Source organism: Pontibacter ramchanderi (assembly GCF_002846395.1).
Lineage (GTDB): Bacteria > Bacteroidota > Bacteroidia > Cytophagales > Hymenobacteraceae > Pontibacter > Pontibacter ramchanderi.
In genome coordinates this window covers 178060-192789 of sequence record NZ_PJMU01000002.1, presented here as the reverse complement: position 1 = coordinate 192789, position 14730 = coordinate 178060, and the positions used below count along the sequence as shown (strand labels likewise).

The 14730-nt window shown below is 51.4% G+C and carries 13 protein-coding genes; 4 read left to right on the top strand and 9 right to left on the bottom strand.

Features of this window, described 5'->3' with window-relative positions; translation table 11 throughout:
- Positions 1-30 precede the first annotated feature (30 nt).
- The 5 genes from BD749_RS07595 to typA form a co-directional block, all read right to left on the bottom strand.
- Positions 31-1656, bottom strand: a complete 1626-nt coding sequence (locus BD749_RS07595; RefSeq protein ID WP_101443809.1) for a hypothetical protein — start codon at positions 1654-1656, stop codon at positions 31-33.
- Between the two features lie 40 nt (positions 1657-1696).
- Positions 1697-3295 (bottom strand): hypothetical protein, encoded by a 1599-nt coding sequence (locus BD749_RS07590; protein ID WP_101443808.1) that lies wholly within the window; start codon positions 3293-3295, stop codon positions 1697-1699.
- A 241-nt stretch (positions 3296-3536) separates the two neighbouring features.
- Positions 3537-4751, bottom strand: a complete 1215-nt coding sequence (locus BD749_RS07585) for an OmpA family protein (RefSeq protein WP_101443807.1) — start codon at positions 4749-4751, stop codon at positions 3537-3539.
- Positions 4752-5167: 416 nt separating this feature from the next.
- On the bottom strand, positions 5168-5851 hold the full coding sequence (locus BD749_RS07580) for a DUF4349 domain-containing protein (RefSeq protein ID WP_180336348.1): 684 nt from the start codon (positions 5849-5851) through the stop codon (positions 5168-5170).
- A gap of 385 nt (positions 5852-6236) precedes the next feature.
- Positions 6237-8048, bottom strand: a complete 1812-nt coding sequence (gene typA / locus BD749_RS07575; protein ID WP_101443805.1) for a translational GTPase TypA — start codon at positions 8046-8048, stop codon at positions 6237-6239.
- 213 nt (positions 8049-8261) lie between these two features.
- Here typA and msrB point away from each other — a divergent pair, with 213 nt between their 5' ends.
- From msrB to BD749_RS07560, 3 genes are all read left to right on the top strand, one after another.
- A complete protein-coding gene (gene msrB / locus BD749_RS07570; protein WP_101443804.1) occupies positions 8262-8810 on the top strand; it encodes a peptide-methionine (R)-S-oxide reductase MsrB in 549 nt (182 codons plus the stop codon).
- Between the two features lie 240 nt (positions 8811-9050).
- The gene (locus BD749_RS07565; protein ID WP_245868908.1) at positions 9051-9314 is read left to right on the top strand and encodes a hypothetical protein; all 264 of its coding nucleotides are present in this window, start codon (positions 9051-9053) and stop codon (positions 9312-9314) included.
- An 89-nt stretch (positions 9315-9403) separates the two neighbouring features.
- Positions 9404-9736, top strand: coding sequence for a hypothetical protein (locus BD749_RS07560; RefSeq protein ID WP_143741242.1), 333 nt, complete (start codon positions 9404-9406; stop codon positions 9734-9736).
- A 43-nt stretch (positions 9737-9779) separates the two neighbouring features.
- On the opposite strand, the gene BD749_RS07555 is transcribed toward BD749_RS07560, so the two are convergent.
- Entirely contained in the window at positions 9780-10034 is a 255-nt protein-coding gene (locus tag BD749_RS07555) for a hypothetical protein (protein ID WP_101443802.1), read from the bottom strand.
- 282 nt (positions 10035-10316) lie between these two features.
- Between BD749_RS07555 and metG the strand changes: the two genes are divergently transcribed.
- Positions 10317-12356 (top strand): methionine--tRNA ligase, encoded by a 2040-nt coding sequence (metG, locus tag BD749_RS07550; RefSeq protein ID WP_101443801.1) that lies wholly within the window; start codon positions 10317-10319, stop codon positions 12354-12356.
- A gap of 121 nt (positions 12357-12477) precedes the next feature.
- Here metG and BD749_RS07545 read toward each other — a convergent pair whose 3' ends face one another.
- The 3 genes from BD749_RS07545 to pth form a co-directional block, all read right to left on the bottom strand.
- Positions 12478-13761, bottom strand: coding sequence for an MFS transporter (locus tag BD749_RS07545; protein WP_101443800.1), 1284 nt, complete (start codon positions 13759-13761; stop codon positions 12478-12480).
- A gap of 70 nt (positions 13762-13831) precedes the next feature.
- Positions 13832-14137 (bottom strand): hypothetical protein, encoded by a 306-nt coding sequence (locus BD749_RS07540; RefSeq protein ID WP_101443799.1) that lies wholly within the window; start codon positions 14135-14137, stop codon positions 13832-13834.
- 9 nt (positions 14138-14146) lie between these two features.
- Positions 14147-14710: an aminoacyl-tRNA hydrolase gene (gene pth, locus BD749_RS07535; RefSeq protein ID WP_101443798.1), complete on the bottom strand. Its 564-nt coding sequence runs from the start codon at positions 14708-14710 to the stop codon at positions 14147-14149.
- Positions 14711-14730 lie beyond the last annotated feature (20 nt).

The following is a 14730-nucleotide window of genomic DNA, read 5'->3' as shown; positions in this document are numbered from 1 at the left end:
GGCTCTCTCTTTTTTATGTAATTAAGTTACCTAATCCAGGTAGTAGTGCAACAACCAGCCCTCTGCGTCAAACTGGTTGGCCTTTGGGCTCTGTTCGGTTTTTTGGCGGGTACCCTTACTCAGGTCATACGTGTTACGGTATTCGGTGTCTTCTATCCGGATGCGCCGGGCCATTGGCTTAGGTCCTTTTACAGTATAGCTGTCTTCGCCTGCCCCGCCCCATATCCTGATGCGGATCTTTGGCCGGTCTTCTCCCTTCACTACAAACTCATCGCCTCCGTTCAGGCCATAGAGGTGAATCTCCTTTGTATCGGCCGCCTGGAATACCCGGTCAAAAAGCTGTCTTCTCTCTTCACCGTCCTTATTGATCTTGTATACCTGCACCCGCACCTCGTTTGCCGACAGCACTTCAACTTCAAATCGCTCGTGCTTTTCTGATCCTACCACGACCGCTTCCCGCATTAGATTCTTATAGTATTTTTGAATGGATCTGCCCAGTTTGTCACGCCGGGACTTCAGCTGGTTCATAATAGGGGAGGCTGTGAGTTGGTAAATATTGTCAGGCATTTGGCGGAAAGACTGTTCGATCACGTCATTGGTGAGGGCTTTGCTGACACTGTCCGCTACTTCGGTCCAATCCTGAAAGGTTAGGCCGACAAGTATGGTTTCGTCCAGGTTGCGGCCGCTTCTGTTCAGGTCCTCCAGGTTCGATAGGTTGTCGCTGTAGGTCTGGAAGTGCTTCTTTAGTCCGGTGCGCATGAAGAGCCAGGGAATGATGGCATCGTTGAGTTTGTAGAAAACATTGTCACGGTCACGCGGCACAGCCTGATATACCTTCACGCTGTTCTGCTTGTACTGCGCCCAGCGCCAGTTGTCTTCGTGCCGGCTCCAGTCACCAATCAGCATATCGAACAAGCGGGCGCGCAAGTAGTAGCGGGCATCTATGTGACTGTCGTTTTCGAAGAACCTGTCCTTGAGCATGGCGCGGGTGCTTTTGATGTTCTCAGAGCTGCCCATGCCGGGCTCATCGGACAGGTCATCGTTTGGCCTGATCTCCAGCAGGGCAACCATGCCTCCAAAATCCGCCAGGTAGTTTCCCAGGCGCGGGTCGTGGGGAATGTAAACAAGCTCTGGTTTGGTGTGGTGAACGCCAATGGCTTCGGCCATAGTAGGCAGTACCAGGGCTGCATATGGGTGTGTGGCTGATGTTGCATCGCGTATGATGTTGGCTGCATAGCTTTGTTGCCATTTCTCAGGCAATGCCGTGGCGGGATCTTTGTCAACCGAGCGCAGCACGTATTCCTTGCCTTCGGCATCTTCCAGACGCAGGTTCATCGTCTGACGGCTGCCGCCCTGCTGGGTTGGCTTCAGGCCTCCTTTTTGTGTGCCCAGATCGAGCACCCTGAACGCAACGGGTGTGGTCCAGGCGGTGCGGTAGTGTTTGCCATAGAAGAACGTGTGCAGCCTGCTACGTCCGTAGTGCTCGCCAACGGCTACTGTGATGGTGCTGTCGCTGTAGGAAGCATTAGCGAGGGCAGACTGAGGTGGCGTTGACACCTGTTGCAGGCTATGCGTGTATTTGTTGCCGATGCACCCTGTCAGGAATAAAATCAGCAAAAGGACAAGGGAGCTTAGGCAGGAGTGGGTGCGGAACATGGTATGGTGGTGTTGGTTGGTGTTTTTATGTGGAAGCTAGCTAGTAGCCCTCCCTGTCGAAAGCGTGTACTTTTACGTTATGGGACGTCTTGTCAATGGTTTCGGGGCCGGCCTTAATTTCGGTACCACGCTTCGTGTCGTATACCACGGTTTTACGGCGCCAGCCTTTCACTTTTGAGCTGTCTTTGATCTCGTCCTCGCCACGCCCGCCTACAATCACAACGCGTATACCTTTACCCACTTCCCCGCTAATCTCAAATTCATCGTCTTCGGCCAGGCCGTGTAGGGTAATCTGCTTGGTTTCGCTGCGTTTGAACACCCGGTGGTATACCTGTTTGTTGTCAGACAGTCGGATCACTTTCACAGCAGTTTCCTCATCGTTCAGGCGCTCTACCTCAAATCGTTCCTCCAGATCAGTGCCTATCACCAGCGGGTTTTTGGCCAGGTGCAGGTAAAACTCCTGTGCGGCCTGCGGCAACAGATCGCGACGGCTTTTCAGTAAACGGATGGTCTGCTCACCCAGCTGGTCATATACCTTAGGCGGAAACTGCCGGATAGCCTGTTCGATGACATCATCAGTCAGCGCCGCCTGCAGTTCCTTGGCCAGTTGCTGGTAGTCCTGGGCGGTGAGTTCTGTGAGCGCGCGCTGGTCAATAAAGCTGGCGTTCATCATCAGGGCGTACACATCCTTATACCTGGGGCCGAAGGTCTCGAATTTCCGGATGGCCCATTTGCGGCTGAAGAGCCAAGGGATAAGGCCATCATCGAACTTATAGAAGACGTTGTCGCGGTCTTTGGGTATAGCCCGGTAGAGCTTGTTTTCGCCGTCGTCATACACAGCCCATTCCCACTGGCCCTCGTGGCGGTCCCAGTCATTTATGAAGAGGTCGAAGAGGCGGGCGCGGGCGAACTCGCGCTGGTCGATGAAGTGGTCATCGTCTCCAAAGCGTTTCTTGAGCATTTTCTTGGAGCTGGCGATATCCACGGCATTGCCCAGCATGGGGGTGAGGGTACGGTCGTCGTTGTATTTCTCCTCGATCATGAATACACGGTCCTGAAACCTGTCGCTATACTCCCCGAAGGTGGTGTCTGAAGGAAGCACATATACCAGCTCGGGTTTTGAGTGTGGTATACCTGCTGCTGCGGCCATGGGGGGCAGCACGAAAGCACCGTATGGGTTGATGGCCGAGGTCTGGTCGCGGAGCACATCGGCCACAAAGGTGTTGCGCCAGAATTTGGGCAGTATACCGGCCGGGTCTTTGTCAATGGATCGCAGCGCGTAGGTAAAGCCGTTCCCGTCGATCAGGGTGAGGCTAGTGGTCTGCATACCTCCCCCCAGCTTCTCGACCGACAGTCCGCCCTTTGCCGTTTTCATGTCAAATACGCCAACTGTAACGGCTGTGGCCCATATATCGCGGTAATGCTTTCCCCAGAAGAGGTTATGGAAACCGGTACGTTTATAATGCTGGCCAGCCATTACGGTAACACTGTCTACCTCGGCAGGTGAGGCGGTTTTTAGCTGCTGATAGCGTGATTGGTCAACTACGGGGGTTTTGGAGTAGAAATTCTTGCGGGCGCAACCCGAAGAAAATAGCAGGACGCACGCGAGTGATAGGACGTGCAGGTGGTAGCTTTTCATGCAAAGTGTGTTATCAATTTTATCTGCCTATCTAACGTAAATCAGCGTTAATGTTTACAAGGGAGCTTTGGTCTATTGTATTTTCGGTCCTAAAGGCACAGCTTGGCAGTACACAGCAGGCAGTTTAAGTGTAGCGTGGAGCGGAGGGGGCTATACCTATACTGTGGGTTTGGGTTTTAATGAAAAAGGGCGGCCGTGTGTTACGGCCGCCCTTTCATGGCAGGCAGGTATATCTCCTTTATTATCTTTTCACAAATTCTACCCGCCGGTTGTTGGACTTGGCCTGGGCGGTGGGGTTCTTGTCTATCGGTTTGGATTCCCCCCAGCCCTTGGGCTCCAGGCGATCGGCCGCAATTCCCTGTCCCACCAGGTATGTTCTTACAGATTCGGCCCGTTGCTGACTGAGTTTCAGGTTGACATTTTCGTCACCGTCGCTGTCGGTGTGGCCTTCTACAGTGAACCTGAGGTTTGGCTGCTCTTGCATAAGTTTGGCAATACTTTGCAGCGTACCTGCCGACTCAGGACGGATATCGGCTTTGTTTACATCGAACTTGATGCCGTAGGTTACTATTTTGCCGTCGGCCGTTATCTGATCGTACAGTTTCTTGCCGCCTTCGGCTATCAGCACATTTTTCACCATGGTGTTGGCATCAATGCGCTTGTCAACCTCTATGCGCAGGCCGGTTGGCGTACCGGTTACATTCGGGATGTTGATCAGGCGCTCTTCGTCCAGGTATACCTTCATGCTGCGTTTGTTGAAGGCGATGGAGAGGTGGCGCCACTGATTGTTTACGCCCTTCTCCTTCAGTTCCTGCGACTCCGAACCATAGGTCTTGAACCTCACACCATTGGCCCGTACATCGATGGGGTCCCAGAAATGGCCGTTAACCGCCTCCTTGTAATCCTTTATGTCGTCCACCAGGAATATGTCATAGGCAACATTCCCGTTATCACTGTCAAAGTACAGGTCCATTTCGATGGTGAATGTTTCGGGCAGCCAGTTTTCCCGTTTCATCAGCGGCTTGATGCTCGTGCCGGAAGCCACCAGGTTGATGACAGGTTCGCCACCAAAATCGGCTACTTCGGCGTTCCCCTTGTTCAGGTCCCAGCGCGATGGAAATTCGCCGTTCTCTTCACCGGCAAGATTATCTGAAAACAGTACTTTGTCCCCTGGCACGAAATCGTACTTGCTCCAGGCTTTCATTTTTACTTCCTCAGATCCTGTACTGCTCGCCTTGGCATTGCTGCGTTTGGAGTCGCTATTATCAGCCGAAGCCTCTTTTTTGCCCTCCAGCGTTTCGTCAATCGACTTGTCAACCTGTTGGTCTACTTTCTGGTTTATCTTGCTGTTAATCTTATTCCTAAGGTTTTTACCCACGTTGATCTGTGCAGCAACTGGTGTAAAACTCAACAGAACCAGTGCAAGAAGTCCGGTAAAGAAAGCGCGTGTTCTCATAATACAATTAGTTTGGTACTATAAGAAAGGTATAGTTAATAATTATATTTTAAATGCGTATAGTTATATTTTTGACAAAGGTATTTTAGTTGTGGGTAAACATGCTATCTAAAAGGGTGAACATCAGCTATTTTGCTATACCTAAAGCGCCGGTTTACTTTTCGACGGTCTTAATGGCCCGCTGTAACGCAATGTCTTTGCTGGTCTTGAAATGTTCAGAAGACAAGCTGATTTATACATCCGGTACAATTCCGTTGTATTTGGGTTCTGCCATGCTTCAATCAATATCATCTTTAGATGCTACCAAGAGTAGTGTTTAGGTTATCGGCACGCTGTCTCAGTTGACTTTGCTCTTTGACTGAGCAGCATTATGATATTAAATAGTTCTCAGATTTTATTGAACTAGCAATAAGGCATTATTTAATTTTTCGCCTCCTATACCTGCTTAGTCCGACTACAAGCAGAAGACCAAAAAGGAGGAATGGCCAGATGTTCGTAAGTAGCACAAAAAACCGGATCAGGTTGTCCCAGCCGTTTTGGAAGCCGTTTTTAAATTCACCAGAGAACCCGGTGTAAACGGGTGTGGTCTCGTAAAATGTCATGGTCAGGATAGAAAGTGCCACTTGGCTTTCCAGGTATTTCAGGCGTCCTTCAACTGATTCAATGTCGTAACGCAGCGTGGCAAGCTGTTTTTCGATTTCCAGTACCTCTGTTACATTTTTTGCCTGTTTCAATAGCTGCAGAAACCGGGCTTCAAGCTCCTTTTTAGTCTTCAGGCGAGCTTTCACGTCAAGAAACTCCTCTGTGACATCCTTCACGTTAATTTCCCGGGCGTCAAACTTTTTCACGCCTGTAGTGGCTTCCCGCAGCAAGTTATCGAAGTTGTCGGCAGGCACCCTGATGATAAGTGTGTTGCTGGTCCTTCCTGGTGCAGTATACTCCTCGTCAGAAGATATATACCCTTTGTGCTTTTCTACTGCAGCAAATACTTTCTGACGGGTTTCTTCAATCCGGGCCGTCTCGTATTCCACCCTGCCTTCTTTGATCAGCTTGCGCTGCGGTTCTATGGCCGGCGCATCAGGTGGCGGTGGTGCCATCATCAATTCAGCCGCTTCGTATTCAGCGCCCCTATTTCGGGACTGACAACCGGAAATAGTAAATAGCAATGAGAATGCAATAATAAGGGCAATGACTGGCAGGGGGGATTGGGTTTCTCCTGTTGCCAGTTTATAAACGTGGCAAACGGCTGGAAGCAAACCGTCTTGTAAGAAAGTTTTTCGGGACATGGCGAATCATTAAAGCCGAGCCTTATGGCAATTTATAGATACAGCTAACCCCTAAATTCCACACGAGCCTCCCGAAAATAATTTGAGTTTCTTCTGAGAAAATGGGAGGTGTGAAAAGATGTGCCTAGCCAACTTCCATAAACAAAAATCCCCGGCCAGTTTTCACCAGCCAGGGATTTTTACTTTATAGAGGTATAGCTTACGCTACTTCTTCTTTCTTGCTCATGCGGTTACGCTCGTTCTCGTCGAGGTAGATCTTGCGCATACGCAGGCTCTTTGGCGTCACTTCCAGGTATTCATCCTTCTGGATGTATTCCATGGCTTCTTCCAGCGAGAAGTTCTTGGCCGGTGCGATCTTAGTGTTGTCATCAGAACCGGAAGCACGCATGTTCGTCAGCTTCTTGCCCTTCTGGATGTTCACCGTGATATCGTTCTGGCGGTTGTGCTCACCGATTACCTGACCCATATACACATCTACACCCGGATCAACGAAGAACACGCCACGATCCTGCAGCTTGTCAATCGAGTAAGCTGTGCCCGGACCTGTTTCCATCGAAATGATAGAACCGTTGTTACGGCCAGGTATAGCGCCTTTGTATGGCTCGTAGGCCAGGAAGCGGTGGTTCATGATCGCCTCACCGGCAGTGGCAGTCAGTACGTTGTTACGCAGACCGATCAGACCGCGGGCTGGGATGTTGAACTCCAGGTGCTGCAGGTCGCCTTTCGGCTCCATGATCGTCAGTTCGCCTTTACGCATCGATACCAGCTCGATAACCTTACCGGCAGTCTCTTCCGGCACGTCCACTACCAGGTGCTCGATTGGCTCATGGCGCTGGCCGTCGATTTCTTTATAGATTACCTGTGGCTGACCTACCTGCAGTTCGTAACCTTCGCGACGCATCGTCTCGATCAGAACTGACAAGTGCAGGATACCACGACCGAATACCAGGAAAGTATCTTCACGGTCGGTCTCCTGTACGCGCAGGGCCAGGTTTTTCTCAGTTTCTTTGAACAGGCGGTCACGCAGGTGACGTGACGTCACGAACTTGCCCTCTTTGCCGAAGAAAGGAGAGTTGTTGATCGTGAAGAGCATGTTCATGGTTGGCTCGTCGATAGAGATACGCTCCATTGCCTCCGGGTTCTCCGCGTCGGCAATCGTATCGCCGATGTCGAAGCCTTCAATACCGGTCACAGCGCAGATTTCGCCGGCAGATACTTCCTGTACCGTTTTCTTGCCAAGGCCTTCGAATACCTGAAGCTCCTTGATGCGACCTTTCTTTACAGAACCGTCGGCTTTCATCAAGCTGATTGGCATACCTTCTTTGAGGGTACCACGGTGCACACGACCGATGGCGATACGACCCACGAAAGAAGAATAGTCAAGCGACGTGATCTGCATTTGCGGTGTACCTTCACGGAACGGAGCAGCAGGGATCACATCAATGATGGCGTCTAAAAGTGGGGTAATATCTGTCGTTGGCTGCGTCCAGTCGGTGCTCATCCAACCTTGCTTAGAAGAACCGTAAAGCGTGGTGAAGTCCAGCTGGTCTTCAGTGGCCTCGAGGTTGAACATCAGGTCGAACACCTGCTCGTGTACCTCATCCGGACGGCAGTTTTCTTTGTCTACTTTGTTTACTACTACGATCGGTTTCAGGCCCAGCTGAATCGCTTTGCCCAGTACGAAACGGGTCTGTGGCATGGCACCTTCGAAGGCATCCACCAGCAGGAGTACACCGTCGGCCATTTTCAGTACACGCTCTACCTCACCACCGAAGTCGGCGTGACCAGGGGTGTCGATCACGTTAATTTTAACGCCTTTGTAACGAACCGATACGTTCTTGGAAACGATCGTGATACCGCGCTCGCGTTCCAGGTCGTTGTTGTCGAGAATAAGGTCGTCAAACTGCTGGTGATCAGCGAATAGCTTTGAAGCGTGGATGATCTTGTCCACGAGCGTTGTTTTGCCGTGGTCTACGTGTGCGATAATCGCGATATTTCGAATATTTTGCATTGAATAGATTTTTCGAGGTGCAAAGGTAAGAAAAAGCCTTCGTATTTTTAGTAGTCCGCTCGAAATAAACAGGTTAGGTAATGATTAATTCTTCTCTCTCAGCACAATGGCTCAGGTTATGTGGCAAACATTATACAGCCGTCCTTTGTTCAATGAGGTATAAAATAATCAAAGGAGGCCTGTTTTTTGTTCTATAATTTCGTAAACAACTGTATGAAAATGTTTTATGTCTATACCTTGCTGGTGTTGCTGAGTTTGCCCGCCTGCGGCCAGCAGGACCAGCCCACCACCGAAGCCGACGGCACAATGTTGACCTCGGCCGGGGTAGAAGCCACCCAGAACGGCAATACCAATAAATCAAAGCAATCCTACGAGATCACCAAGACGGATGCTGAGTGGAAAAGGCAGCTCACACCAGAGCAGTACTATGTGCTGCGCCAGAAAGGAACCGAACCTGCCTTTAGCGGCAAGTACAATGATCATAAAGAGAAGGGCGTCTATACCTGTGCCGCATGTGGCAACGAACTGTTCGCTTCCGACACCAAGTTTGACTCGGGCACCGGCTGGCCCAGCTACTTCAAGCCCATTTCCAGCAAGCAGGTGAGAGAACTGACCGACCGAAGCATGGGTATGGTGCGTACTGAAGTTGTGTGCGGACGCTGCGGCGGTCACCTGGGCCACGTTTTCGATGACGGACCTAAACCGACCGGCCTGCGCTATTGCCTTAACTCCGTAGCGCTTGGGTTTAAGAAAAGGGAGTAGCCTTTAAACTGCTGATGGTTGAATTGTTAAATTGTTGCTCGTCCACGATTGGACAGATGCTGGGTACACGTGTCGGATGGGGCCCGACCTATACCTTGAATTTCTTTTTCATATTCCAAACATATTAACCATTTAACCATTTAACCATTTAACCATTCCTCAACTCTTAAACTCCCCAACTCCTAAACTCCCAAACTTCTATCCCCGTATTTCCTATCCAACACTAACGAGAAAACAGACATGAACGAACTACACTCCGAAGCAGAGAATATAGAAAATGTGGCGCAGTGCATCATGGGTGCCTTTAAGGAGAACAATTTACAGGCAGGGGAGGTGTTAGCCTATCAGGAGCTATACCCTTACCTGCAGGAGCGCTACCCGAAGTATAAGGATGTGCAGAAAGAGGCGGAGCATCACTTGGCCAAGTTAGCTTGGGTGACCCCAGCGCCGGAAGGCCTGATGCTGACGCAGGTAGGGCAAGAAAACATGAAGACCGAGGACTAGAACATGTGCTTTTATACTTTTTCATCCGTATACATGGTATAAGGCATCTTATTCAGGGCCTTGATTTTACTATTTTAAGATGAAGCAAGATGAAAAGGTATATAAACCGGATGGGGGGACTGCTGCTGCTGGGGATGTTGGGTTGCACCTCGCTGTCCGAGGGCGGAGGAGGTACATTGCCACCCAACCCGGATCATACGCAGCGAGTCAGGTATAGAGATGGCAACCAGGTGCGCAACCGTATGTATGAGCAGGCAAGCGACATAAACCGCAAGCGCAACATTGAGGAGTATGACCGCAATGCGCCCGTTAACCTGCCACCCGAAGTGCGGCCACAACAGCTGCCCAACGCTCCGGTAGACTCTACAAGGCACCGCGTGTTGCGTATACTTCCCACCAAACCACCAGTTGGGAACAATTAAGGCATAAAAGAGAAGCGCTACCCTTTCAGGTAGCGCTTCTCTTTTATTTTTTCTTCTTGTTTTTCGTTTCGTCCTTTTCGCGCAAGTCGCTTACGTCTTCAATTTCGATCTCTTCGTCGCCGATGTGCAGTTCATCCGGCTCGAGGTCTACATACACTTCATGGTCGGGTGGGGTGGTATCCGATTCGCGGTCGGCGCTTTTGGGCGAAGGCTTGTCACTGATTTTTTTCTTTTCGCCTTCTTTACCCAAGTGGCCGCTCTCGCTCTTCTTCTCGTGGAAATTATCTTTTTGCTTCATATTGTCAGATGATTGGGTTCTTGATGATTCAGGTATAGCATACCTTGGTTTCAGGTATACGCAGGCCACAGATTAGCTATACCAGGGAGGTTTTCAATCTTTGCTATACCTATCGTTTAGTCAAACTGATACTCTGCTGCCTTTGCCTTAGCTGCATAACCGGTCTACCGTTTACGGAAAAGCTGCGGCCAGGTCAGCTTATACCTGCCATTTTTTCTGAATGGGAAACGTATAGACGCTCAATCCAACGGCTATTCGTATATTTGCGTTTTTACGAGAACTATGGCTGAAAACTATAAACGATATACTGTAACGGCGGCATTGCCTTACGCCAACGGACCCGTGCACATTGGGCACCTAGCGGGCGTATACCTGCCTGCCGATATTTACGTGCGCTACCTGCGCTCACAGGGCAGGGACGTGAAATTTATCTGTGGCTCCGACGAGCACGGCGTGCCGATCACCATCCGCGCCAAGAAAGAGGGCATCACACCGCAGCAGGCCGTGGACAAGTACCACGAACTGATCAAGAAGTCGTTCGAGGACTTCAACGTGTCCTTTGACATTTATTCGCGCACCTCGTCACAAACGCACCACGAAACGGCTTCTGACTTCTTCCTGAAACTCTACAACGACGGTAAGTTTATTGAGCAGACCACGCAGCAGTACTACGACGAGAAGGCCCAGCAATTCCTGGCCGACCGCTACATCGTGGGCACCTGCCCCAAGTGCGGCAACGAGAACGCTTACGGCGACCAGTGCGAGAGCTGCGGTACTTCCCTAAATGCAACCGACCTGATCAACCCGAAAAGCACGCTGAGCGGCGCCGTGCCGGTAATGCGTGAGACCAAGCACTGGTACCTGCCGCTGAACGAGTACGAGGCATGGCTGCGCGAGTGGATTGTGGAAGGGCACAAAGGCGACTGGAAGCCCAACGTGTACGGCCAGTGCAAGAGCTGGATCGACCAGGGGCTGCAGCCGCGTGCCGTTACCCGCGACCTCGACTGGGGCGTGCCAGTGCCGGTAGAAGGCGCAGAAGGCAAGGTGCTCTATGTGTGGTTTGATGCGCCGATCGGCTATATCTCCGCCACCAAAGACCTCACGCCGGACTGGGAAACCTACTGGAAAGATCCGGAGTCGAAGCTGGTGCACTTCATCGGCAAAGACAACATCGTTTTCCACTGCATTATTTTCCCGAGCATGCTCAAGGCGCACGGCGATTACGTGCTTCCAGACAATGTGCCGGCCAACGAGTTCCTGAACCTGGAGGGCGACAAGATCTCAACTTCCCGCAACTGGGCGGTGTGGCTGCACGAGTACCTCGAGGAGTTCCCGGGCAAAGGCGATGTGCTGCGCTATACCTTGTGCGCCAACGCACCGGAGAGCAAGGATAACGATTTCACGTGGAAAGACTACCAGGCCCGCAATAACAACGAGTTGCTGGCCATTCTGGGTAACTTCATAAACCGTGCGGTGGTGCTCACCCAGAAGTACTACAACGGCGAAGTGCCGGCCCGTGGCGAGCTGCAGGACTACGATAAGGAGGTACTGGGTGTGCTGGAAGGTATGCCAATGGTGATCGCCACTTACATTGAGCGCTACCGTTTCCGCGATGCCCTGAGCGAACTCATGAACCTGGCCCGACTGGGGAACAAGTACCTGGCCGATACTGAGCCCTGGAAACTGATCAAGACGGACGAGGAGCGTGTGAAAACCATCATGAATATTGCGCTGCAGATATCAGCTAGTCTAAGCATCCTGATGGAGCCGTTCCTGCCGACTTCTGCCCAAAAATTGGCCGCTATGCTCAACAAGTCAGTAGGTACCTGGGCAGAGGCCGGTGCCGCGGACTTGCTGCCAGTAGGCCATGTGATCGGTACGCCAGAGCTCATGTTTGAGAAGGTTGAAGACGCTGCCGTAGAAGCGCAGGTACAAAAACTGCTTGACACTAAGAAAGCAAATGAAGCGGCCAATGCTGTGGTAGAGCCAGCCAAGGAGAACATCTCTTTTGAGGACTTCTCTAAAATGGACATCCGCATTGGTACCATCATAGAAGCCGAAAAAGTGGCCAAGACCAAGAAGCTCCTGAAGCTGAAGATCGACACAGGTATAGACCAGCGCACCGTGGTGAGCGGCATCGCCGAGTTCTTCAACCCAGAGGAGATAATCGGGCAGCAGGTGAGCATTCTGGTGAACCTGGCGCCACGTGAGATCAAAGGCATCACCAGCCAGGGCATGATTCTGATGGCGGAGAATCCGGATGGATCACTGGCCTTCGTGCAACCGAGCAAGCCGATCAAGAACGGCGGAGGTGTACGATAAGCTATACCTGCCAACTATATAAAAAGCCCTTGCCTGTTTCGATAGGCAAGGGCTTTTTGTTAGACGGTGGCTTCTGAGACAGGTATAAGTAGGAGTCCGGTTGCCCGGGTTATTCTGCAGCTTAGCCCGCAGCTATACCTTTGGCCTCTCCTGCTGCTACAGACATTTTGGGCGCAGCAACGTCTATTTTCTTTACCACAAAGTATAGCCCGATACTTACCACAACAGCAAAAGCGCCGAGTACCCACCACAGGGTGTCAAAGCCATGGCGGGCGGCAATGGTGGTGCCCATATAGGGCGCTACCACATGGGCAGCGGCATACGAAATAGTATACAAGCCCATGTAAGAGCCTCGGTTGCTGTTGTTGGAGCGCTCCACCGAAATTGTGGCCATAAAAGGCATCACCAGGATCTCCGAGAAACTCAGCAGTGTCATCGCAATGTAGAGCAGGAAAAGGTGGTGCCCCAGGTTCAGGATCACAAAGGAAAAGCCCAGTATCAGAATACCCGTCGGTATCAGCCACGATTTCTTCACTTTATCCCCGATCAGGTATACAAAGATCATCTCGATCATAAACACAATAAGGCCGTTCAGTGCCAATAGTCCACCAATGCCCTGCTCCGGCAGCGCATATACCTGTCGGTAATACAGCGGCAAGGTGGAGAGGAGCTGGAAGAACAGCATGGCAAAACCCGCGTTCAGCACCACAAACAGCAGGTATAGCTTATCGGTATAGGGGGAGCGGACTTTCTCGGTTGTTTCAATTTTGGCTTCAGGCGAGATTGCCTCTGCCTTGGCTTTCTGCTTTGGTCGGTGCCCTTGCTTTTTCCGGAAGTAAATGTAGAAGAACACACCGGCCATCGTACAGCCCAGCGCATCGCCTATAAACAGGAATTTATAGGAAATAGCCGCTACCATACCGCCCAGCGCCGGACCGATCGAGAAGCCCAGGTTCAGCGCCATGCGGTTGAGTGAGAAGGCTCTGGTCACGTTTTCGGGTTTGGCATAATGCGCGATGGAAGCTGAGTTGGCAGGGCGCAGCATGTCGTTGACCAGACTCAATATAAACACACCAACCGCGATGTGCTCAAACTTCTCCAAAAACAGGAACATCAGGTATAGACTGCCGCCCACCGTCAGGCTAAACGACTGTACCTTGAAATGCCCGATCTTATCCGTAAGCCAACCGCCCAAAAAGCCGCCGCACACGGCACCAAGCCCGTAAATGCTCAGAATGATACCTGCTTCTTTCAAGCTAAACCCAAGCGCCTCTGTCAGGTACACGCCCAAAAATGGGATCACCATAGCGCCGCTTCGGTTGATGAACATCACCAGCGAAAGCATCCAGGCAGGGCGGGAGAGCCCTCCAAAAGCGTTGCGGTATAGCAGGAACAGGCGTTTCATTTCACGGAGTTAATTTGATAAGTTATGAAGCTAATTAGTCGCTAGAGAAGCTCTGGCAAAGAAGCCGGGCCTAAGCCATTAAAAGTAAAAGAACCAGGATAAAGCTATACCCGGCATTGAAGAGGACAATCATGGAAGTGATTCCACCAAAGCAGCCAGCCTCCAGTTTACTCTCGGCCTTGCTTTGGCTCTGGAAGTAGCCAAAAGCCAGAAGTCCGGTGAGCAGCAACAGCAGAACGGTGCTAAACGGGAAAAACGATTCCGTATACCATATCGCTGCATACCCCAGCCCGAAATTTCCTGTCACAGCCAGGCCCATGGCTATACCTGTCCAGAAGTAAAAGTCAGTTTTGCGGCTGAGCAGGAAGTCGACCATGTGGTGGGCTTATTTGGTATTGTACTGGTTCATGGTGCGCTCCAAACCAATGCTGCCAAAGGCGATCACAGAGTCAGCTGCCTTTTCAATAATGCCGGGCAGGTCTATTTTCTCGTCGTCGCTAAACGTGCTCAGCACGTAGTCCACCTGCTTGCCTTTGTGGAAAGAGTCGCCGACACCGAAGCGCAGGCGAGGGTAGTTGTTGTGGCCCAACGTCTGCTCGATGTGCTTGAGGCCATTGTGCCCGCCGGCGCTGCCCTTGGCCCGGATGCGCAGCTTCCCGAAGGGCAGGGCGATATCATCGGTGATCACCATCATCTGGTCCGGTGTCAGCTTCAGGCTGCCCAGCCAGTGGCTCACGGCCTTGCCGCTCAGGTTCATGTAGGTGGTGGGTTTTACCAGCACATAGGTGCGCCCTTTGCTTTTGATCTCGGTCACAAAGGAATGTCGGCCTGTGTCAAACTTCGCGTCAAACTTCTGGGCCAGGTAGTCCAGCACCATAAAACCAATATTATGACGCGTCTCTGCGTACTCCGGGCCAATGTTGCCAAGGCCCACGATCAGGTATTTCATGCTCGTATCTTCAGGTATAG

What these genes read in the sequence shown, in the direction of transcription:
- BD749_RS07565 (WP_245868908.1), top strand. Translation starts at nt 9,051, where the DNA reads ATGAACGAACTACACTCCGAAGCAGAGAATATAGAAAATGTGGCGCAG.
- typA (WP_101443805.1), bottom strand. Translation starts at nt 8,048, where the DNA reads ATGCAAAATATTCGAAATATCGCGATTATCGCACACGTAGACCACGGC.
- BD749_RS07540 (WP_101443799.1), bottom strand. Translation starts at nt 14,137, where the DNA reads ATGGTCGACTTCCTGCTCAGCCGCAAAACTGACTTTTACTTCTGGACA.
- BD749_RS07595 (WP_101443809.1), bottom strand. Translation starts at nt 1,656, where the DNA reads ATGTTCCGCACCCACTCCTGCCTAAGCTCCCTTGTCCTTTTGCTGATT.
- BD749_RS07580 (WP_180336348.1), bottom strand. Translation starts at nt 5,851, where the DNA reads ATGATGGCACCACCGCCACCTGATGCGCCGGCCATAGAACCGCAGCGC.
- msrB (WP_101443804.1), top strand. Translation starts at nt 8,262, where the DNA reads ATGAAAATGTTTTATGTCTATACCTTGCTGGTGTTGCTGAGTTTGCCC.
- BD749_RS07590 (WP_101443808.1), bottom strand. Translation starts at nt 3,295, where the DNA reads ATGAAAAGCTACCACCTGCACGTCCTATCACTCGCGTGCGTCCTGCTA.
- metG (WP_101443801.1), top strand. Translation starts at nt 10,317, where the DNA reads ATGGCTGAAAACTATAAACGATATACTGTAACGGCGGCATTGCCTTAC.
- BD749_RS07545 (WP_101443800.1), bottom strand. Translation starts at nt 13,761, where the DNA reads ATGAAACGCCTGTTCCTGCTATACCGCAACGCTTTTGGAGGGCTCTCC.
- BD749_RS07560 (WP_143741242.1), top strand. Translation starts at nt 9,404, where the DNA reads ATGAAAAGGTATATAAACCGGATGGGGGGACTGCTGCTGCTGGGGATG.
- pth (WP_101443798.1), bottom strand. Translation starts at nt 14,710, where the DNA reads ATGAAATACCTGATCGTGGGCCTTGGCAACATTGGCCCGGAGTACGCA.
- BD749_RS07555 (WP_101443802.1), bottom strand. Translation starts at nt 10,034, where the DNA reads ATGAAGCAAAAAGATAATTTCCACGAGAAGAAGAGCGAGAGCGGCCAC.
- BD749_RS07585 (WP_101443807.1), bottom strand. Translation starts at nt 4,751, where the DNA reads ATGAGAACACGCGCTTTCTTTACCGGACTTCTTGCACTGGTTCTGTTG.